Source organism: Aquabacterium soli (assembly GCF_003933735.1).
Lineage (GTDB): Bacteria > Pseudomonadota > Gammaproteobacteria > Burkholderiales > Burkholderiaceae_C > Aquabacterium > Aquabacterium soli.
On the sequence record NZ_RSED01000013.1, the window covers coordinates 113,032 to 129,717 of the forward strand.

Annotated in this window: 17 protein-coding genes; 10 read left to right on the top strand and 7 right to left on the bottom strand. The window is 66.6% G+C overall.

The features are described from left to right. Window positions 1-41: 41 nt before the first annotated feature. Window positions 42-470: a cupin domain-containing protein gene (locus EIP75_RS16575; RefSeq protein WP_125244391.1), complete on the top strand. Its 429-nt coding sequence runs from the start codon at window positions 42-44 to the stop codon at window positions 468-470. A 3-nt stretch (window positions 471-473) separates the two neighbouring features. On the opposite strand, the gene EIP75_RS16580 is transcribed toward EIP75_RS16575, so the two are convergent. Continuing rightward, complete coding sequence (locus EIP75_RS16580; protein ID WP_233584915.1) at window positions 474-1,130, bottom strand: glutathione S-transferase family protein; 657 nt, start codon at window positions 1,128-1,130, stop codon at window positions 474-476. Between the two features lie 259 nt (window positions 1,131-1,389). Here EIP75_RS16580 and EIP75_RS16585 point away from each other — a divergent pair, with 259 nt between their 5' ends. After that, window positions 1,390-2,640, top strand: a complete 1,251-nt coding sequence (locus EIP75_RS16585) for a polyhydroxyalkanoate depolymerase (protein ID WP_125244393.1) — start codon at window positions 1,390-1,392, stop codon at window positions 2,638-2,640. Between the two features lie 47 nt (window positions 2,641-2,687). Here the strand turns inward: EIP75_RS16585 and EIP75_RS16590 are convergent, their stop codons facing one another. The 5 genes from EIP75_RS16590 to EIP75_RS16610 all read right to left on the bottom strand — a co-directional run bounded on the left by EIP75_RS16590 (window position 2,688) and on the right by EIP75_RS16610 (window position 7,681). After that, window positions 2,688-3,224 carry a hypothetical protein gene (locus EIP75_RS16590; RefSeq protein ID WP_125244394.1) on the bottom strand — a complete coding sequence of 179 codons (537 nt, stop codon included), beginning with the start codon at window positions 3,222-3,224 and terminating at the stop codon, window positions 2,688-2,690. A 101-nt stretch (window positions 3,225-3,325) separates the two neighbouring features. Continuing rightward, entirely contained in the window at window positions 3,326-5,230 is a 1,905-nt protein-coding gene (locus EIP75_RS16595) for a propionate--CoA ligase (RefSeq protein ID WP_125244395.1), read from the bottom strand. Between the two features lie 61 nt (window positions 5,231-5,291). After that, window positions 5,292-5,477: a hypothetical protein gene (locus tag EIP75_RS16600; protein ID WP_125244396.1), complete on the bottom strand. Its 186-nt coding sequence runs from the start codon at window positions 5,475-5,477 to the stop codon at window positions 5,292-5,294. Between the two features lie 25 nt (window positions 5,478-5,502). Next, the gene (gene lpxC, locus EIP75_RS16605) at window positions 5,503-6,438 is read right to left on the bottom strand and encodes a UDP-3-O-acyl-N-acetylglucosamine deacetylase (protein ID WP_125244397.1); all 936 of its coding nucleotides are present in this window, start codon (window positions 6,436-6,438) and stop codon (window positions 5,503-5,505) included. 52 nt (window positions 6,439-6,490) lie between these two features. Next, window positions 6,491-7,681, bottom strand: coding sequence for a class I SAM-dependent methyltransferase (locus tag EIP75_RS16610; protein WP_125244398.1), 1,191 nt, complete (start codon window positions 7,679-7,681; stop codon window positions 6,491-6,493). A gap of 39 nt (window positions 7,682-7,720) precedes the next feature. On the opposite strand from EIP75_RS16610, the gene EIP75_RS16615 reads away from it, so the two are divergent. The 6 genes from EIP75_RS16615 (at window position 7,721) to EIP75_RS16640 (ending at window position 13,424) form a co-directional block, all read left to right on the top strand. Beyond that, window positions 7,721-8,665, top strand: a complete 945-nt coding sequence (locus tag EIP75_RS16615) for an SDR family oxidoreductase (RefSeq protein ID WP_125244399.1) — start codon at window positions 7,721-7,723, stop codon at window positions 8,663-8,665. 29 nt (window positions 8,666-8,694) lie between these two features. Next, window positions 8,695-9,066 (top strand): dihydroneopterin aldolase, encoded by a 372-nt coding sequence (locus EIP75_RS16620; RefSeq protein WP_125244400.1) that lies wholly within the window; start codon window positions 8,695-8,697, stop codon window positions 9,064-9,066. A 414-nt stretch (window positions 9,067-9,480) separates the two neighbouring features. After that, entirely contained in the window at window positions 9,481-10,476 is a 996-nt protein-coding gene (ttcA, locus tag EIP75_RS16625) for a tRNA 2-thiocytidine(32) synthetase TtcA (RefSeq protein WP_125244401.1), read from the top strand. Between the two features lie 20 nt (window positions 10,477-10,496). Continuing rightward, window positions 10,497-11,159, top strand: a complete 663-nt coding sequence (locus EIP75_RS16630) for a DUF4136 domain-containing protein (RefSeq protein WP_125244402.1) — start codon at window positions 10,497-10,499, stop codon at window positions 11,157-11,159. A 31-nt stretch (window positions 11,160-11,190) separates the two neighbouring features. Further along, window positions 11,191-12,597, top strand: coding sequence for a bifunctional UDP-N-acetylglucosamine diphosphorylase/glucosamine-1-phosphate N-acetyltransferase GlmU (gene glmU / locus EIP75_RS16635; protein ID WP_125244403.1), 1,407 nt, complete (start codon window positions 11,191-11,193; stop codon window positions 12,595-12,597). A gap of 83 nt (window positions 12,598-12,680) precedes the next feature. Beyond that, window positions 12,681-13,424: a J domain-containing protein gene (locus EIP75_RS16640; protein WP_158622882.1), complete on the top strand. Its 744-nt coding sequence runs from the start codon at window positions 12,681-12,683 to the stop codon at window positions 13,422-13,424. Here the strand turns inward: EIP75_RS16640 and EIP75_RS16645 are convergent. Next, a complete protein-coding gene (locus EIP75_RS16645) occupies window positions 13,415-13,909 on the bottom strand; it encodes an Lrp/AsnC family transcriptional regulator (protein ID WP_476561143.1) in 495 nt (164 codons plus the stop codon). The two genes, EIP75_RS16640 and EIP75_RS16645, sit on opposite strands and share 10 nt — an antisense overlap. Window positions 13,910-14,078: 169 nt before the next feature. Between EIP75_RS16645 and glmS the strand changes: the two genes are divergently transcribed. Beyond that, window positions 14,079-15,962 (top strand): glutamine--fructose-6-phosphate transaminase (isomerizing), encoded by a 1,884-nt coding sequence (glmS, locus tag EIP75_RS16650; protein WP_125244406.1) that lies wholly within the window; start codon window positions 14,079-14,081, stop codon window positions 15,960-15,962. Window positions 15,963-16,092: 130 nt separating this feature from the next. Next, window positions 16,093-16,686, top strand: a 594-nt coding sequence (gene istA / locus EIP75_RS16660; protein WP_125244407.1) for an IS21 family transposase, incomplete at its 3' end; no start/stop codon positions are given.

Here is a 16,686-nt window from a genome sequence, read left to right on the forward strand (position 1 = left end):
TTCTCCGCCGGGCGTGGCCATGACGCTTGAAAGGACGCACCATGCTGGACACCACCTCCACCAAGTTTTCCCACATCCGCGAGCAGGACACGCAGTTCGAGGGCGGCGGCTTGCGGGATTTCTTCCTGTACCGCGACCTGGGTGTGCGCGATGCCACCAACGGCAAGGTGGTGGCCCATCTGGTCAAGGCCAACCCCGATCTGCCGCCTGAAAAGGGCACAGGCTGGCACCGCCACGTGGCGGATTTCCAGATCGTCATCATGACCAAGGGCTGGGCCAAGTTCATGTACGAAGACCAGGTCACGCTGGTCAAGGCGGGTGATTGCGTGCACCAGCGCCCGGGCGTGCGCCACTACCTGTTCGACTACTCGCCGGACATGGAGTACCTGGAGATCGTCGGCCCGGCGGATTTCGGCACGGTGGATGTCGAGCCGGTGTGCGACGTGCCCGACCCGACCCCCTGGAACTGAAGCTCAGAACTCGACGTCGAGCTCATCGATCTCGATGGGCTCGGTCTTGGCCGCGGCCAGCCACTCCTGCATCTCGGGCTGGCTGAGCATCAGGTCGCGGTAGGCGGCGCTGACAGCATCGAGCTTCACATCGTAGGTGGCGAAGCGCGTGCACACCGGGGCGTACATCGCGTCGGCCACGGTGCGCTGAGCACCGAACAGGAAAGGCCCGCCGTAGGTTTCCAGGCACTCTTGCCAGATGGCGGTGATGCGCTGCAAGTCGGCCTGGGCGCGCGACCATACCTTGAACTTCGGGAAGTGGGCGCGCAGGTTCATGGGCAGGGCCGAGCGCAGGGCGGTGAAGCCCGAGTGCATCTCGCCGCTGATGGCGCGGCAATGGGCGCGGGCGCGGGCGTCCTTGGGCAGCAGGCCGGCCTCGGGGGCCACCTCGTTGAGGTACTCGGCGATGGCCAGCGTGTCCCACACCAGCACGCCAGCGTGCTCCAGGCTGGGCACGCGGATCGAGGACGACAGCAGCAGGATCTCGGCACGGGTTGCGGGGTCGTCCGGCGGCAGCACGTGTTCGCTGAACGGCAGGCCTGAGAAGCGCGCCAGCAGCCAGCCGCGCAAGGACCATGACGAGTAGTTCTTGCTGGTGATCGTGAGCACCGCGGCGGCCACCTCCGGCTTGGCCACCTTGGCAGGCGGCGTGGCTTTCGGGGCGGCTGCCTTGGAGACAGCCTTCTTGGTGGCGACAGTCTTGCGCGGGGCGAGGGTGGTGGTGGCCATGCTGCGTGGTGGGTGGGTTCGTTGAAGCCGCTCACACGCAGCTAGCAGGGGCCGTGCCAAGCCTCGCCTCCTGGCACGCCTTGCGCAGGGTGCACGCCGGTCATGGCTCGCAACTTGCAGGTTGTCTGCCAACACCGCTCCTGGGGACACGATGCTATACGCCACCTTTGACAGCCATCAGCGCCTGATGGCCCCCTTCCATGTGATGGCACAGAGCATCTCCGACTGGGCGCAGCATGTGCTGCCCCCCGGGGAGCCCACCGCCACATGGCGCGATCTGGCCGCAGGCGGCATGCTCACCCGCAGCGCCATGGCCGCCAGCGAGGTGTTCAACCGCTGGCGCATCACCCATGCGCGGCCGGCGTTCAACATCGAATCGGTCGAGAGTAATGGCGTCACCTGCGGCATCATCGAAGAGGCGGTGATGAGCACGCCTTTCGGCACGCTGCTGCATTTCCGCAAGGACCGGGATCTGGAGCAGCCACCCGTGCTGCTGGTGGCGCCCATGTCGGGCCACTTCGCCACCTTGCTGCGCGACACCGTGCGCACGCTGCTGCAGGACCATGATGTCTTCATCACCGATTGGCACAACGCCCGCGACGTGCCTTTGCGCCACGGCGTGTTCGGCCTGGACGACTACACCGACCACCTGATCCGTTTCCTGGACAAGATGGGGCCGGGTGCCCACCTGATGGCGATCTGCCAGCCCTGCGTGGCCTCGTTGGCCGCCACCGCGCTGATGGCGCAGGACAACCACCCTGCCCAGCCGCGCAGCCTGACCTTGATGGCCGGCCCTATCGACTGCCGTGTCAACCCGACCTCGGTGAACGACCTGGCCGTCAGCAAGCCCATGAGCTGGTTCGAGAAGAACATGATCCACACGGTGCCGTGGACGCAGCGCGGCGCGGGCCGCAAGGTGTACCCCGGCTTCGTGCAGCTCACGGCCTTCATGAGCATGAACATGGAGCGCCACCTGGGCGCCTTCCAGAGCATGCGCGATCAGATCGCCAATGGCGAGGGCGACAAGGCAGCGCACGTGAAAGCCTTCTACGAGGAGTACTTCGCCGTGGCCGACCTGCCGGCCGAGTTCTACCTGGAAACGGTGGGCAAGGTCTTCCAGACCTACGATTTGCCGCGCGGCGAACTGAGCTTCCGGGGCGGGCTGGTCGAGCCGCGTGCCATCCGCAAGACGGCGCTGTTCACCGTGGAAGGTGAACGCGATGACATCTGCTCAGTGGGGCAGACCGTGGCCGCCCAGGACCTGTGCCCCAGCGTGCGGCCCTACCTTCGCAACCACCACGTGCAGACCGGGGTGGGGCACTATGGGGTGTTCAGCGGCCGCCGCTGGCAGAACGAGATCTACCCGCGGGTGCGGGAGGCGATCCACCAGGTGGCGGCCTGACAAAGGCACCCCTGCTTTGACAGGGGTGCGCTCGATCGTGGTGCTCGTCAGATCGTCCAGGCGAAATTGACGCTGATGACGACCTTGTCGGAGGGAGTGTCGGGGTTGCCGATCGTGACCTTCGAGGCACGCAGGTTATGAGCGCCAGCATCGATCTTCACGGTGCCGCTGCACACAGGCAGGTTGTTGGCAGGGCCGCCTGCCAGCGCCTCCAGTTCAGCGTTGCTCACGTTGCTGCTGCGGCACGCGTAGTCAGCGTTGGCGTCATCGAAATACAGGATGTACTTGCTGGTGTCGTTCTGAAGGAATCCGATCACGAGCTGGAACTTGCCGGCCGTGTCTTCCGCAACAGCGAATTCGAGGGTGCGGCCGTCTCCGGTGGGATCGAGCTCGCTGTCAATGGAGGACGGATCAAGGGCGTAGCTGCCCGCTGCTGTGGAGGCATTGCCGGTGTCAACCGTGACTGTGTTGCTTGCTGGATAAGTGACCACTGGCTCATCGCCGCCGCCACCGCCGCCGCAAGCGGCGAGAACCGACATGAGGCACGCTGACGCGATGCCACGCACTGCATGGACAAACTGCATGATCTCTCCCTGGAGACGTATGGTTGGAAACGCCTGAGAGTGTAATGTTGTATGAAGTTCGGCGTTGCGTGAGACCGGCCTAAACCACGTGAACGCGGGGTTCAGGGCGTATTCAGTTGCTGCTCTAGTTGCGCCAATGCGACTGGGTCTTCAATGGTGGTCAGATCCCCCGCGTCACGCCCCTCGCATACAGCCTGGATGGCCCGCCTCAGCAGCTTGCCCGAGCGCGTCTTGGGCAGCGCGTTCACGAACACCACGCGTGATGGGCGGCCCACCGCACCCAGGTGCTGATCCACCTTGCGCATCACGTCGGCCTCAAGCGCCTGTGCGGCCTCTGGTGTGTCAGCGGCTGCGGCGTTCTTCAGCACTGCGAACGCCATCGGCACCTGGCCCTTGAGCGCATCGTGCACGCCCACCACCGCTACCTCGGCCACGGCCGCATGGCTGCTGATGGCTTCTTCGATCTCGCGCGTGCCCAGGCGGTGGCCGGCCACGTTGATCACATCGTCGGTGCGGCCCAGGATGAAGTGGTAGCCGTCCGCATCTCGGATGCCCCAGTCGAAGGTGTTGTAGAACTCAGGCGTGGCGCCAAAGCTGCGCCAGTAGGTCTTCACATAGCGCTCGTCATCGCCCCACACCGTCTGCAGGCAACCGGGGGGCAACGGATAGCGGATCGCGACCACGCCTTTTTGATCGACAGCCGTGAGCTCTTCGCCGGTGGCCTCGTTCAGCAGGCGCACGTCGTAGCCTGGCATGGCCACGCCTGGCGATCCGAACTTGGCAGGCAGATCGGCCTGCACGCCGCGCGGCACGCTCAGGATGGGCCAGCCCGTCTCGGTCTGCCAGTAGTTGTCGACCACGGGCTTGCCCAAGGCATCGGTGATCCAGCGCGCCGTGGGCTCGTCCAGCGGCTCACCGGCCAGGAACAGCTGCTTCAGGCTGGACAGGTCATGCTTTGACAGGCAGGCCGGGTCCTGCTTCTTGAGCACTCGGATGGCCGTGGGTGCCGAGAACATCACGCTGACCTTGTACTTCTCGACCAGTGACCACCAGATGGCCGCATCCGGCCGTATCGGCAAGCCTTCGTAGACGATGGTGGCCATGCCCGTGATCAAGGGGCCATAGACGATGTAGCTGTGCCCCACCACCCAGCCGATGTCGCTGGCGCAGAAGAAGGTCTCGCCCGGACGGCCCTGGTAGAGCTGCTCCATCGACGCGGCCAGGGCCACGGCATACCCACCGGTGTCGCGCTGCACGCCCTTGGGCTTGCCGGTGGTGCCGCTGGTGTAGAGGATGTAGCTGGGGTGCGTGGCATCCACCCAGGCGCAGGGGATGTCGGGCTTGTTCAGGTGCTGTTCGCGCAGGCGTGTGAAGTCCACATCGCGTGGCGGCAGCCGGTCGGCCGGGGCCAGGCCGCGGTCGACCAGCAGCACGTGGTCCACGGCGTGCGTGGCCTGGCGCAGGGCTTCATCGAGCAGGGGCTTGTAGGCCACCACCTTGCCGCCGCGCGAGCCGCCATCGGCCGTGACGATCACCTTGGGCCGCGCATCGTCGATGCGGCTGGCCAGAGAGTTGCTGGCAAAGCCGCCAAACACCACCGAATGGATGGCGCCCAGGCGCACCGTGGCCAGCATGGCGATCACGGCCTGCGGGATCATGGGCATGTACAGCAGCACGCGGTCGCCCTGGCGCACGCCCAGGCTCTGCAGCATCGACGCCATGGCCTGCACCTCGCGGTGCAGTTGCGCATAGGTCAGCACCTGCTCGGTGCCGGTCTCGGTGGAGACGTGGATCAGTGCGGGCTGGTCGGCGCGGTGGGGCAGGTGGCGGTCCACCGCGTTGTGGCACAGGTTGGTCTGGCCGCCCACGAACCAGCGTGCAAAGGGTGGGTTGCTGGTGTCGCAGACCTGGTCCGGGCGGCGGCGCCAGTCGATGCGGGCCGATTGCTCACGCCAGTAGGCGTCGCGGTCTTGAAGGGAGCGTTGATGCAGGGCGGCGTAATCCATGCCCCATGCTAGCCAGTGCCACCCCCGCGAACAAGGGGGCTGGGCCCACCTCTCACCTGTGTCAGATGAAGACAGCCGCGCGGCGCAGGATCAGCAGTCCGAAAAACCCGAGGCCCAGCACCACCATCCATCGCAGCGTGGTCATGCCACGTGCGCGCCACACGGGCTGGCGCGTGACCGTGTAGGCGGCCATGCACAGCACGAAGGCCAGGGCCATCAGCAGCACCATCCAGCGGAACAGCACCATGGTGCAGCAGTCCTTATCGGTTCGGTTACCAGGCCGGGGTCAGCTCGGCCATGCCCTTGGGGGCCTGGGCCTTGTCCTCGAAGGTGGCGATCTCCCAGGCGGAGGCATCGGCCTTCAGGGCGCGCAGCAGCTTGTTGTTGAGCGCATGGCCCGACTTGTAGGCGCTGTAGGCCGCCAGCAGCGGGTGGCCCACCACGTACAGGTCGCCGATGGCATCGAGGATTTTGTGCTTGACGAACTCGTCGTCGTAGCGCAGACCGTCGCCATTGAGCACGCGGTAATCGTCGACCACGATGGCGTTGTCCATGCTGCCACCCAGCCCCAGGCCGCGCGAACGCATCATTTCCACATCCTTCGTGAAGCCGAAGGTGCGGGCGCGCGAGATGTCGCGCTTGTACTGCCCGGTAGAGAAATCGAACTCCACGCGCTGGCCGGTCTGGTCCACCGCAGGGTGGTGGAAATCGATCTCGAAGGCCAGCTTGTAGCCGTGGAAGGGCTCCAGCCGTGCCCACTTGAGCGACGGGCCTTCGCCTTCGCGCACCTCAATGGGCTTGAGCACGCGCATGAAGCGCTTGGGGGCCTTCTGCAGTTCGACACCGGCACTTTGCAGCAGGTAGACAAACGCGGCGGCGGACCCATCCAGGATGGGCACTTCCTCGGCCGTGATGTCGATGTAGAGGTTGTCCAGGCCCAGCCCGGCGCAGGCCGACATCAGGTGCTCGACGGTGTGCACCTTGGGTGCGCCAGGATCGCCCCCGGGTGACAGGGTGGAGGCCAGGCGCGTGTCGCACACGGCCTCGGCGTTGACGGGGATGTCCACCGGCTGAGGCAGGTCCACGCGACGGAACACGATGCCCGTGTCCGGCGGGGCCGGGCGCAGGGTCAGTTCGACACGTTGGCCGCTGTGCAGGCCCACGCCCACGGCGCGGGTCAGCGATTTGATGGTGCGTTGTTGCAGCATGCCCCGATTATCGCGCCAAGCGGCGTTTCACGCAGGCGCGCGCCTTGCGCGCTCAGAGCGTGTGGGTGCGGTCGCCCTGGCTGAAGCCCAGGGCATCGAACCACTCGCCCTTCACGAAACCGATCACCTTGAACAGTTCGCCCATCTCGTGCTCGGCCAGCAGCATCTGCAGGGCTGCCCGGGTCTTGACCTCGGCCGCGTCCCGGGGCGGGCTGGCCGCCAGCGGGCGCAACAGCCCGCAATTGGTCAGGAAGCGCGCCTGGCTGGTGTAGCCCAGCACCTCCCAGCCGGCTTCCTGGCCGGCCAACGCGATGCCCGTGAAGTTCACGTGGGTGGTGATGTCCTTGTGGCCCACGGCCACCAGCGGATCCGGGTCACTGCGGTGGCCCTGGTGGCACATCAAGGTGCCGCCGCTGCGCTGGGGCAGGTAGTACTCGCTTTCCGGAAAACCGTAGTCCAGGAAGAAGGCGGCGCCGCGGCTCATGCGCTCGGCCAGCGTGGCCACGAAGGCCTCGGCCTGGCCATGGGTTTCGGTGACGGTGCCGGGCACGAAATCGGCATCGGGCCGATCGGTGGGCGGGCGCACGCCCTCGGGTACGGGGCGATCGGCCCAGGTGAAGGCGGGCTCGCCCTCTGTTCCGGCCGGCGCATCGGCCAGCGCCACGCCGCGCTCCTGCCAGGCCTGACCGTCCCAGCTCAGAAGGTGCACGGGCATGGCGTCCAGCACCTCGTTGCCCACGATCACGCCATGCAGTTCGTCGGGCAGGCTGTCTGCCCAGACCACCTTGCGCACCTGCTCGGGGTGCGAGGCGGCCAGGCGCGCATGCTGGCGCTCGCGCAAGGTGCCCGACAGATCGACGATGGTGTAGCGCTGGATGCGGTCACCCAGCTCGCCCAGCAACTGCTCGGCCAGCGCACCGGTGCCGGCGCCGAACTCCCACACCTGGTCGGTGCCAGTGGCGTCAAGGGCCTGCTCGATCTGGCGGGCCAGGGCGTGGCCGAACATGGGGGTGAGTTCGGGCGCGGTGACGAAATCGCTGCCGTCGGCAGGGTCTTTGCCGATCACACGGTGGCCACCGCTGTAGTACCCCAGTCCCGGGGCGTAGAGGGCCAGTTCCATGTAGCGCTCGAAGCGCATCCAGCCCCCGCGCTGGCGGATCTCGTCGGCGATCAGCCGGGCCAGCGGGTGGTGGGGGAAAGGTGCGGCCACTACACTGTGGCTCGAAGCATCGGGGCGGTCCATGCCGTATTGTAGGAACGCACCCACCACCCGTGTGCCACCATGTCTGACATCGACCAGCCCAAGCCCTCCGTTCCCAACCCCATCGACGAGCTACCCGACGACACCGACACTGCCGTGCGAGGCCAACTGGTGCAGCCGGTGTTGCCCGCGGCCACGGGCCGGGCGCGCACCGCGCTGGTCACGGGGGCCGGGCGCCGCCTGGGCCGCGAGATCGCGCTGGCCCTGGCCGTGCAGGGCTGGGATGTGGCCGTGCACTGCCGCGCCTCGCGCGAAGAGGCCGAAGCCACCGCCGATGACATCCGCGCCATCGGCCGCCACGCCTGTGTGATCCAGGCCGATCTGGCCGATGAGGCCGCCTGCCACGCCGTGGTGCCGCAGGTGGTGCAGGCCCTGGGGCGGCTCGATGCCGTGGTGAACAACGCCTCGGCCTTTGAATACGACACCGCCGCCACCTTCACCTACGCCATGCTGGAGCACCACCTGCGCGCCAACACCGCGCCGGCCATCGTGTTGGCGCAGGCCTTGGCAGAACATGTGGCTGCCCGCGAAGGCTTGTCCCCGCCCACCGCCGCAGGGGCAGAGCAGGGCAGTGGCGCCCAGGTCACCGACCTGCCCGATGACGTGGATGCCGCTGTGGTGAACCTGCTGGACCAGAAGCTGTGGAACCCCAACCCGGATTTCATCAGCTACACCCTGTCCAAGGCCGCCCTGGAATCGGCCACCACCTTGCTGGCGCTGGCGCTGGCGCCGCGCGTGCGTGTGGTGGGCGTGGCCCCGGGCCTGACCCTCACCAGCGAATGGCTGCAGGGTGACCGTTTTGATCAACTGCACCGCGCCTCGCCCCTGGGCCGCTCGTCCACCCCGGGTGATGTGGCCGCCACCGTGGCGTTCGCGCTGGCCAACCGCTCGATCACCGGCACCACCCTGCTGGTCGATGGCGGCCAGCACCTGCAACGATTTCCCCGCGACTTTTCCATGATGTGACGCGCCCTCGCGTCACCGGAGCCCCGGCCATGTCCCTGACCAAAGGCAACCAGACCCTCACCCTCACCGGCCTGCGCTTCGATGCCAGCCTGGGCCTGCTGGCCCATGAGTTCGACGCCCCGCAGCCCATCCAGGTCGATGCCGAGCTGAACATGGGCAGCCAGCCCCTGCTGCCCCACGACGACGAGATCATGAACGTGCTCGATTACCGCAAGGTGCGCGCGATCATCATCGAAGAGTGCCGGGCGCAGCACGTCAACTTGCTCGAAACGCTGATCGGCAAGGTTAGCAACCGCCTGCTGGGGCTGCCTGGTGTGCAGGGTGTGCGCGTCAAGATCGCCAAGCTGGAGATCTTCGATGACTGCGAAGTCGCGATCCGGATGGAAACGGGGCAATGGTGAGCTGACCTGATGGATTTGGGTGTGGCCGCCGCTTGAGCAGGCCGCTTGGCGTGGGTGGCCGGCGCTCTGGCAGTGCCTTCGCTACGCGAAGGCCAGGAGATGAGAGGCGGCCAACGCCGCCTCTCATCTCCATTCTCCAGCCGCCGCGGTGAAAGAAGCAGGCTCTCGGGGTGCACGGCGTAGCGAAGTAAAGGGGGAGGGCGGGCGAAGCCCGGCCGGAGGACATGAGCGGAGCCGTGTACCCCGAGAGCCTGCTTCGGTTCGCCGCAAAGGCCCCCAAACAGCAATCGTCAACCAGCGCCACGGCTTCCTAAAGCGGCACGCAACAGTCGTTTTTGGGGTTTGTGAACAGCCCGAACCCCGGCTTCGGGGCCCCTCCGCCCGTTTTGCCGGCAGATCGGCGAAAATCACGGGATGAACGACGCCGTCTCCCCCCAGCTCCTGTCCACCCCCGAAGACGATGCCCTGGCCGCCGCCCAGGCCAAGAAGCACGCCTTCGAGATGAACAAGCTCAGCAAGCGCCTGCACCGCGAGGTCGGCCAGGCCATTGCCGACTTCAACATGATCGAAGACGGCGACAAGGTCATGGTCTGCATGTCCGGCGGCAAGGACAGCTACGGCATGCTCGACATCCTGATGAACCTGCAGAAGCGGGCGCCCATCAAGTTCGAGATCGTGGCCGTCAACCTCGACCAGAAGCAGCCCGGCTTTCCCGAGCACGTGCTGCCCGAATACCTCACCAAGGTGGGCGTGCCCTTCCGCATCGAAGAGCAGGACACCTACAGCGTCGTCAAGAAGGTCATCCCCGAAGGCAAGACCACCTGCAGCCTGTGCTCGCGCCTGCGCCGCGGCATCCTGTACCGCGTGGCCAATGAGCTGGGCTGCACCAAGATCGCGCTGGGCCACCACCGCGACGACATCCTGCAGACCCTGTTCATGAACATGTTCTTCGGCTCCAAGCTCAAGGGCATGCCCCCGAAGCTGGTGACCGACAATGGCGAACATGTGGTGATCCGCCCCATGGCCTACTGCGCCGAGAAGGACCTGGCCACCTACGCGGAATACCGTGAGTTCCCCATCATCCCGTGCAACCTGTGCGGCAGCCAGGACGGCCTGCAGCGCCAGCAGATGCGCGAAATGATCAACGACTGGGACCGTCGCTTCCCCGGCCGCGTCGACAACCTGTTCACGGCCCTGTCCAGCATCGTGCCCTCGCACCTGATGGACCGGAACCTCTACCCCTTCCAGACCATCAAAGCCTCTGGGCGCCCCGAAGCCGGCGGCGACATCGCCTTCGATGAAGACGAAGGCTGCGGCACGCCGGCTGATGGCGCCTCGCCGCCTGCGCTGGCCGGCATCCCCGTGTCGGTGATCAAGCTGAGTGCAAACGGCGCCAAGCAGAACGACTGAGTCCATAACAGGAGACGGCGATGAAATTCGGATCCTTGTGCCTGGCTGTGGCGGCCACACTTGTCCTGGCCGGTTGCGGCACCATGAACTCGATCACGGCCGATGTGTCCAGCTTCGGCCAGTGGCCGCCCACCCGCCCGCTGCCGCGCTACGCCTTCGAGCGTCTGCCTTCTCAGCAGGCCCAGGCTGATTTCCAGAGCCGTGTCGAGGCCGCAGCCCGCCCCGCGCTCACGCGCAAGGGCTTCGTCGAGGCCGATTCGCCCCAGAAGGCCGATGTGCTGGTGCAGGTGGCCGCCCAGGCACGCACCCTGTATTCGGGCTACGACCCGTTCGACCGCTGGGATGGCCGCTTCTTCGGGGGCTTCGGCGGCTTCTGGGGCGGCCGTGGCGGCCTGGGCTTCGGCATGAGCTTCGATCCGCCCGTCACGCAGATGCAGGTGGATGTGCTGATGCGCGACAAGGCCACCAGCCAGACCCTGTACGAAACCCACGCCACGCACCGCCGCGCCGGCGGCATCGTCGAAAGCCTGATGCAGCCCATGTTCGATGCGGCGCTGCAGGATTTCCCGGCCCAGGCCATCAGCCCCCGCGTGGTCACGGTTCCCATCCCTCAGCCGGCCAAGCCCGTGTCGGCCGCAGCGCCTGCGCCCGCACCCGCAGCCGTCACCGCGCCTGCCAAGTAAAACGTTCCCTCACGCTCGCATCGATCGCACCATGTCCCTGTCCATCGTCATCATGGCCGCCGGCAAAGGCACTCGCATGAAGTCTTCGCGGCCCAAGGTGCTGCACAAGCTGGCGGGGCGGCCCATGCTGTCGCACGTGATCGGCACCACGCAGGGCCTGGGTGCGCAAAAGCTGATCGTGATCACCGGCCATGGCGCCGACGCGGTGGAACAGGCCATGCGCGTCGCGTTTGCGCAAGCCCCGCTGGCCTTCGCACGGCAAGAGCCGCAACTGGGCACCGGCCACGCCGTGCAGCAGGCCGTGCCGCAACTGCCCGACGAAGGCACCACGCTGATCCTCAATGGCGATGTGCCCCTGATCGAGGCCGCCACCGCGCGTGCCCTGGTCGAGGCCTGCGGCGGCGAACGCCTGGCCCTGCTCACCGTGGTACTCGATGACCCCACCGGCTATGGCCGCATCGTGCGGGATCAGGCGACCGAAGATTCACAGCCCACCGTCAAGGCCATCGTCGAACACAAGGATGCGAGCGAGGCGCAGCGCGCCATCCGTGAGGTCTACACCGGCATGATGGCTGCGCCCACGCGCTGGCTCAAGCAGGCCCTGGCCGGTCTGCGCAACGACAACGCCCAAGGCGAGTACTACCTCACCGACGTGGTGGCCAGCGCCGTGGCCGATGGCGTGCCCGTGGTGGCTGCCCACCCGGGCGATGAGACCGAGGTGCTGGGCGTGAACAGCCCGGCCCAGCTGGCTGATCTGGAGCGCCGCCATCAGCGCGCCCAGGCCGAACGCCTGATGGAGCAGGGCGTGCGCCTGGCCGATCCGGCCCGCTTCGATCTGCGCGGCACGCTGGCCTGCGGCCGCGATGTGGACATCGACGTCAACTGCATCTTCGAAGGCGATGTGAGCCTGGGCGACGAGGTGCGCATCGGCGCCCACTGCGTGGTCCGCAACGCCCGCATCGAAGCTGGCGCCGTGATCCACCCCTTCACCCACATCGATGGCGACAAGGAGGGCGTGACCGTGGGCGAGGGCTCGCTGATTGGCCCCTTCGCCCGCCTGCGCCCCGGTGCGCAACTGGGCGCCGAGGTGCACATCGGCAACTTTGTCGAGGTCAAGAACTCCACCCTCGCGCGTGGGGCCAAGGCCAATCACCTGGCCTACCTGGGCGATGCCACCGTGGGCGAGCGCGTGAACTACGGCGCCGGCAGCATCACCGCCAACTACGACGGCGCCAACAAGCACCGCACCGTCATCGGCAACGACGTGCACGTGGGCTCCAACTGCGTGCTGATCGCGCCCATCACCCTGGGCGATGGCGCCACCATCGGCGGCGGCTCCACCCTGTCCAAGAACGCCCCGGCCGGCCAGCTCACCGTGGCCCGCACCAAGGCCGTGAGCCTGGCGGGCTGGACGCGGCCCGTCAAACAACCCAAGTGATCATGCCCAATGTAGGGGGATGAACACGTGACGTCAGGCGGTAAGATCAATGCACCCGCATCAGCCCCTGGAACCGTGCAGTTGTGAATCACTATGAGCGATTGAAGGTCAACCCGGACGCCCCGATCGAGGTGATCCGTGCGGCCTACCGCGCGCTGGCGGCGAAGCACCACCCTGATAGGCACATGCAACCTGGCACCTCGCACGGGGACATGGTGGCCTTGAATGCCGCTTACGAGGTACTGGCCGATCCAACGTCGCGGGCCGCCTATGACGCTGAACTGGCTGATGCGCAGGCCCCTGCTGTGGTCTCTGAGGCGGGGCCGGCTTCTCGCCTGCAGAACCTGTGGCGTACCACCATGGGTTTCGGTGGCGGAGACACCAGCCTACCGCCACAGCCTGCGCCTGACGAGCCTGATGATGGCCGGGTAGATGTGCATTGGCAGCCGCCCCTCCCCGGTAATCTGACCAACCCCTGGCTGAGCAAGAGGCGCCTGGTGCCCCTCATCAGCGTGTTGGGAGTACTGGTGCTGGCCGTTGGTATCTGGTGGGTGCGGGCAACAGTGCAGCAGATCGAGGCCGAGCAGACCTTGTCGCAGCACTACGGCGCCCAGCAAGCGCATGCGGGAGGCTCCCCCGCTCGTGACAAGCAGGCGCCAGTGGTCACGATGACCGATGAGGAACTGCTGGCCCCGCCCCCGCCCTTGCCCGTCCAGCCTTCAGCCACAGCCAGCAAGCATCTGCTGGACGGCACCCCGCTGACCTTGCGTCAGGAAACCCACCTGGTCGATCCGCTCACGCTGCCGTCGCTGCCTCCTCATCCCTGAGCAGGGGCGCCTCGTGGCCACGCCAGGGGCAGGGCGGTGTCGAACTTGGCCCGCTTCACGGCGAAGAAGGCCCGCACATTGCGCACCCCCAGCGCCCCGGTGAACAGCCGGGCCGCCACCTGCTGGTAGCCGTCCATGTCGGCCACGGCCAGCACCAGCATGAAGTCCGGCCCGGGTGACACGCGCCAGCACTGCTGCACGGCCGCATCCTGCACGGCATGGGCCTCGAAGCGCGCCATGGCCTCTTCGGCCTGCACATCCAGCGTCACCTCCACCAGGGCCTGCAGCCCCTGACCCTGGGCCTCGCGCAGCTTGTCGGCCGACACGATGGCCACCTGGCGCTCGATCCAGCCCTCATCGCGCAGGCGCTTGACCCGGCGGTGGCAGGTGGCAGGCGACAGGTGCGCTGCCTCGGCCAGGGCCTGGTTGGACAGGCTGGCGTCGTGCTGTAGCAGGTCCAACAGGCGAAGGTCGCTGGAATCCAAGATGATGGAAGGATTTTTCAAAAATCAGCCTAAATTGAATAAAAATTCTTTGAATTTGGTATGGTGGTAATTTTGCATCAATACGTTCAAATATCGATGGATTAATTTCAGTTGCGGCGCGCTAGGATCCGCTTCACCTCGCCAGCAGCGCGAGAAGGAGCAGATTTCCATGTGCGGCATCGTCGGCGCGGTTGGTTCGCGCAACATCACCCCCATCCTGGTCGAAGGCCTCAAGCGCCTTGAATACCGCGGCTATGACTCGTGCGGCGTGGCCGTGCTGCGCCAGGGCCAGGTGCTGCGCGCCCGCAGCACCTCCCGCGTGGCCGAGCTGCAAACCCAGGTTGCCAACGACGGCCTGGAAAGCCCCTTGGGCATCGCCCACACCCGCTGGGCCACGCACGGCGCGCCCGCGGTGCACAACGCCCACCCCCATTTCTCGCACGGCCCAGGCGCCGATGCCGCCAACACCCGGCCCGGCCGCGTGGCCCTGGTGCACAACGGCATCATCGAAAACTACGAAGCCCTGCGCGCCGAGCTGCAAGCCAAGGGCTATGAGTTCCACAGCCAGACCGACACCGAGGTGATCGCCCACCTGGTGGAGCACCTGTACGACGGCGACCTGTTCGCGGCCGTGAAAGCCGCCACCCTGCGCCTGACGGGTGCCTACGCCATCGCCGTGTTCTGCGCCGATGAGCCGCAGCGTGTGGTCGGTGCCCGCCAGGGCTCGCCTCTGGTGCTGGGCGTGGGCGGTGCGGACCAGACCGAGCGCTTCCTGGCCTCTGACGCTATGGCCCTGGCCGGCGTGACCGACCAGATCGTCTACCTGGAAGAGGGCGACGTGATCGACCTGCAGCCGGGCCGCCACTGGATCGAGCACCGCGCACCCGGTAGCCAGGAGCACCAGCGCGTGCTTGACGCCGAGCGCCCCGTGCGCACTGTCACCGCGCACAGCGGCGCCGTGGAGCTGGGCCCCTACCGTCACTACATGCAGAAAGAGATCTTCGAGCAGCCGCGCGCCATCGCCGACACGCTCGAAGGCGTGCAGGGCATCACCCCCGATCTGTTCGGCGACAAGGCCGCCAGCGTGTTCGGCCAGATCGACCGCGTGCTGATCCTGGCCTGCGGCACCAGCTACTACTCGGGCAGCGCTGCGCGCTACTGGCTCGAATCCATCGCCGGCATCCCCACCACGGTGGAGATCGCCAGCGAATACCGCTACCGCGACAGCGTGCCCGTGCCCAGCACCCTGGTCGTCACCATCAGCCAATCGGGCGAAACGGCCGACACCCTGGCCGCGCTCAAGCACGCGCGCAGCCTGGGCATGGAGCACACGCTGACCATCTGCAACGTGGCCACCAGCGCCATGGTGCGCGAATGCAAGCTGGCCTACGTGACACGCGCCGGCGTGGAGATCGGCGTGGCCAGCACCAAGGCCTTCACCACGCAGCTGGCCGGCCTGTTCCTGCTGACGCTGACCTTGGCCAAGGTGAAGGGTCGCCTGAACGAAGCGCAAGAGGCCGCCCACCTCAAGGCCATGCGCCACCTGCCCGCTGCGCTGCAATCGGTGCTGGCGCTGGAGCCGCAGGTGATGGCCTGGGCCGAGGCCTTCGCGCGCAAGGACAACGCGCTGTTCCTGGGCCGTGGGTTGCACTACCCGATCGCGCTGGAAGGTGCCTTGAAGCTGAAGGAGATCAGCTACATCCACGCCGAGGCCTACCCGGCCGGTGAGCTCAAGCATGGCCCGCTGGCGCTGGTGACCAGCGAGATGCCCGTGGTGGTGGTGGCCCCGCACGACACGCTGCTGGAAAAGCTCAAGAGCAACATGCAGGAAGTGCGGGCGCGTGGCGGCGAGCTGTATGTGTGCGCCGATGCGGACACGCACATCCAGGCCGAGCCGGGTATCCATGTGATCCGCCTGCCGGAGCACTATGGTGCGCTGTCACCGATCCTGCATGTGGTGCCGCTGCAGTTGCTGGCGTATCACACGGCGTGTGCGCGGGGGACGGATGTGGACAAGCCGCGGAATCTGGCCAAGTCGGTGACGGTGGAGTAAGGGCGGGCTCTGCTTGTTGGCGCCGACCGAAAACTGAGCCACACGTGAAGGGTGTGCCGACCCAAAACTGAGCCAGGTGTTCAACCTACCCTGCTGCTTTTTGATTCAGCGGGGTTCGAGAGTGATCACCATGGACATGATCGGAAGAATCCGGAGGCTGCACAGCCGAGGCAAGAAGTCAGAGCGGGAGATCTCGCGGATGACGGGGTTGTCGCGCAACACGATAGCCAAATGGCTCAAGGCGCCATTGGATGGCGAGCCCAGGTACCGGCGAAGCGAGCGGCCGGGCAAGTTGACCGCCTTCCACGAAGTGCTCAAACAAGCGCTCAAGGGCGATGCCCATCGGCCCAAGCACGAGCGTCGAAGTGCACGGGCGCTATACGGCGAGATCAAGGCGGCGGGCTACGATGGGGGCTACACGCGGGTGACGGACTTCATCCGCCAGTGGCGCCAAGGCGAGGGCCAGACGGCATCGACGCGTGCCTTCGTGCCGTTGTCGTTTGAGTTGGGCGAGGCATTCCAGTTCGACTGGAGCGAAGAAGGGCTGGTGGTGGGCGGCATTTACTACCGGCTGCAGGTCTCACACATGAAGCTGTGTGCCAGCCGCGCGTTCTGGCTGGTGGCGTATCCAAGCCAGGGCCACGAGATGCTGTTCGATGCGCACACGCGCAGCTTTGCTGCGCTGGGCGGGGTGGCCAGGCGCGGCATCTACGACAACATGAAG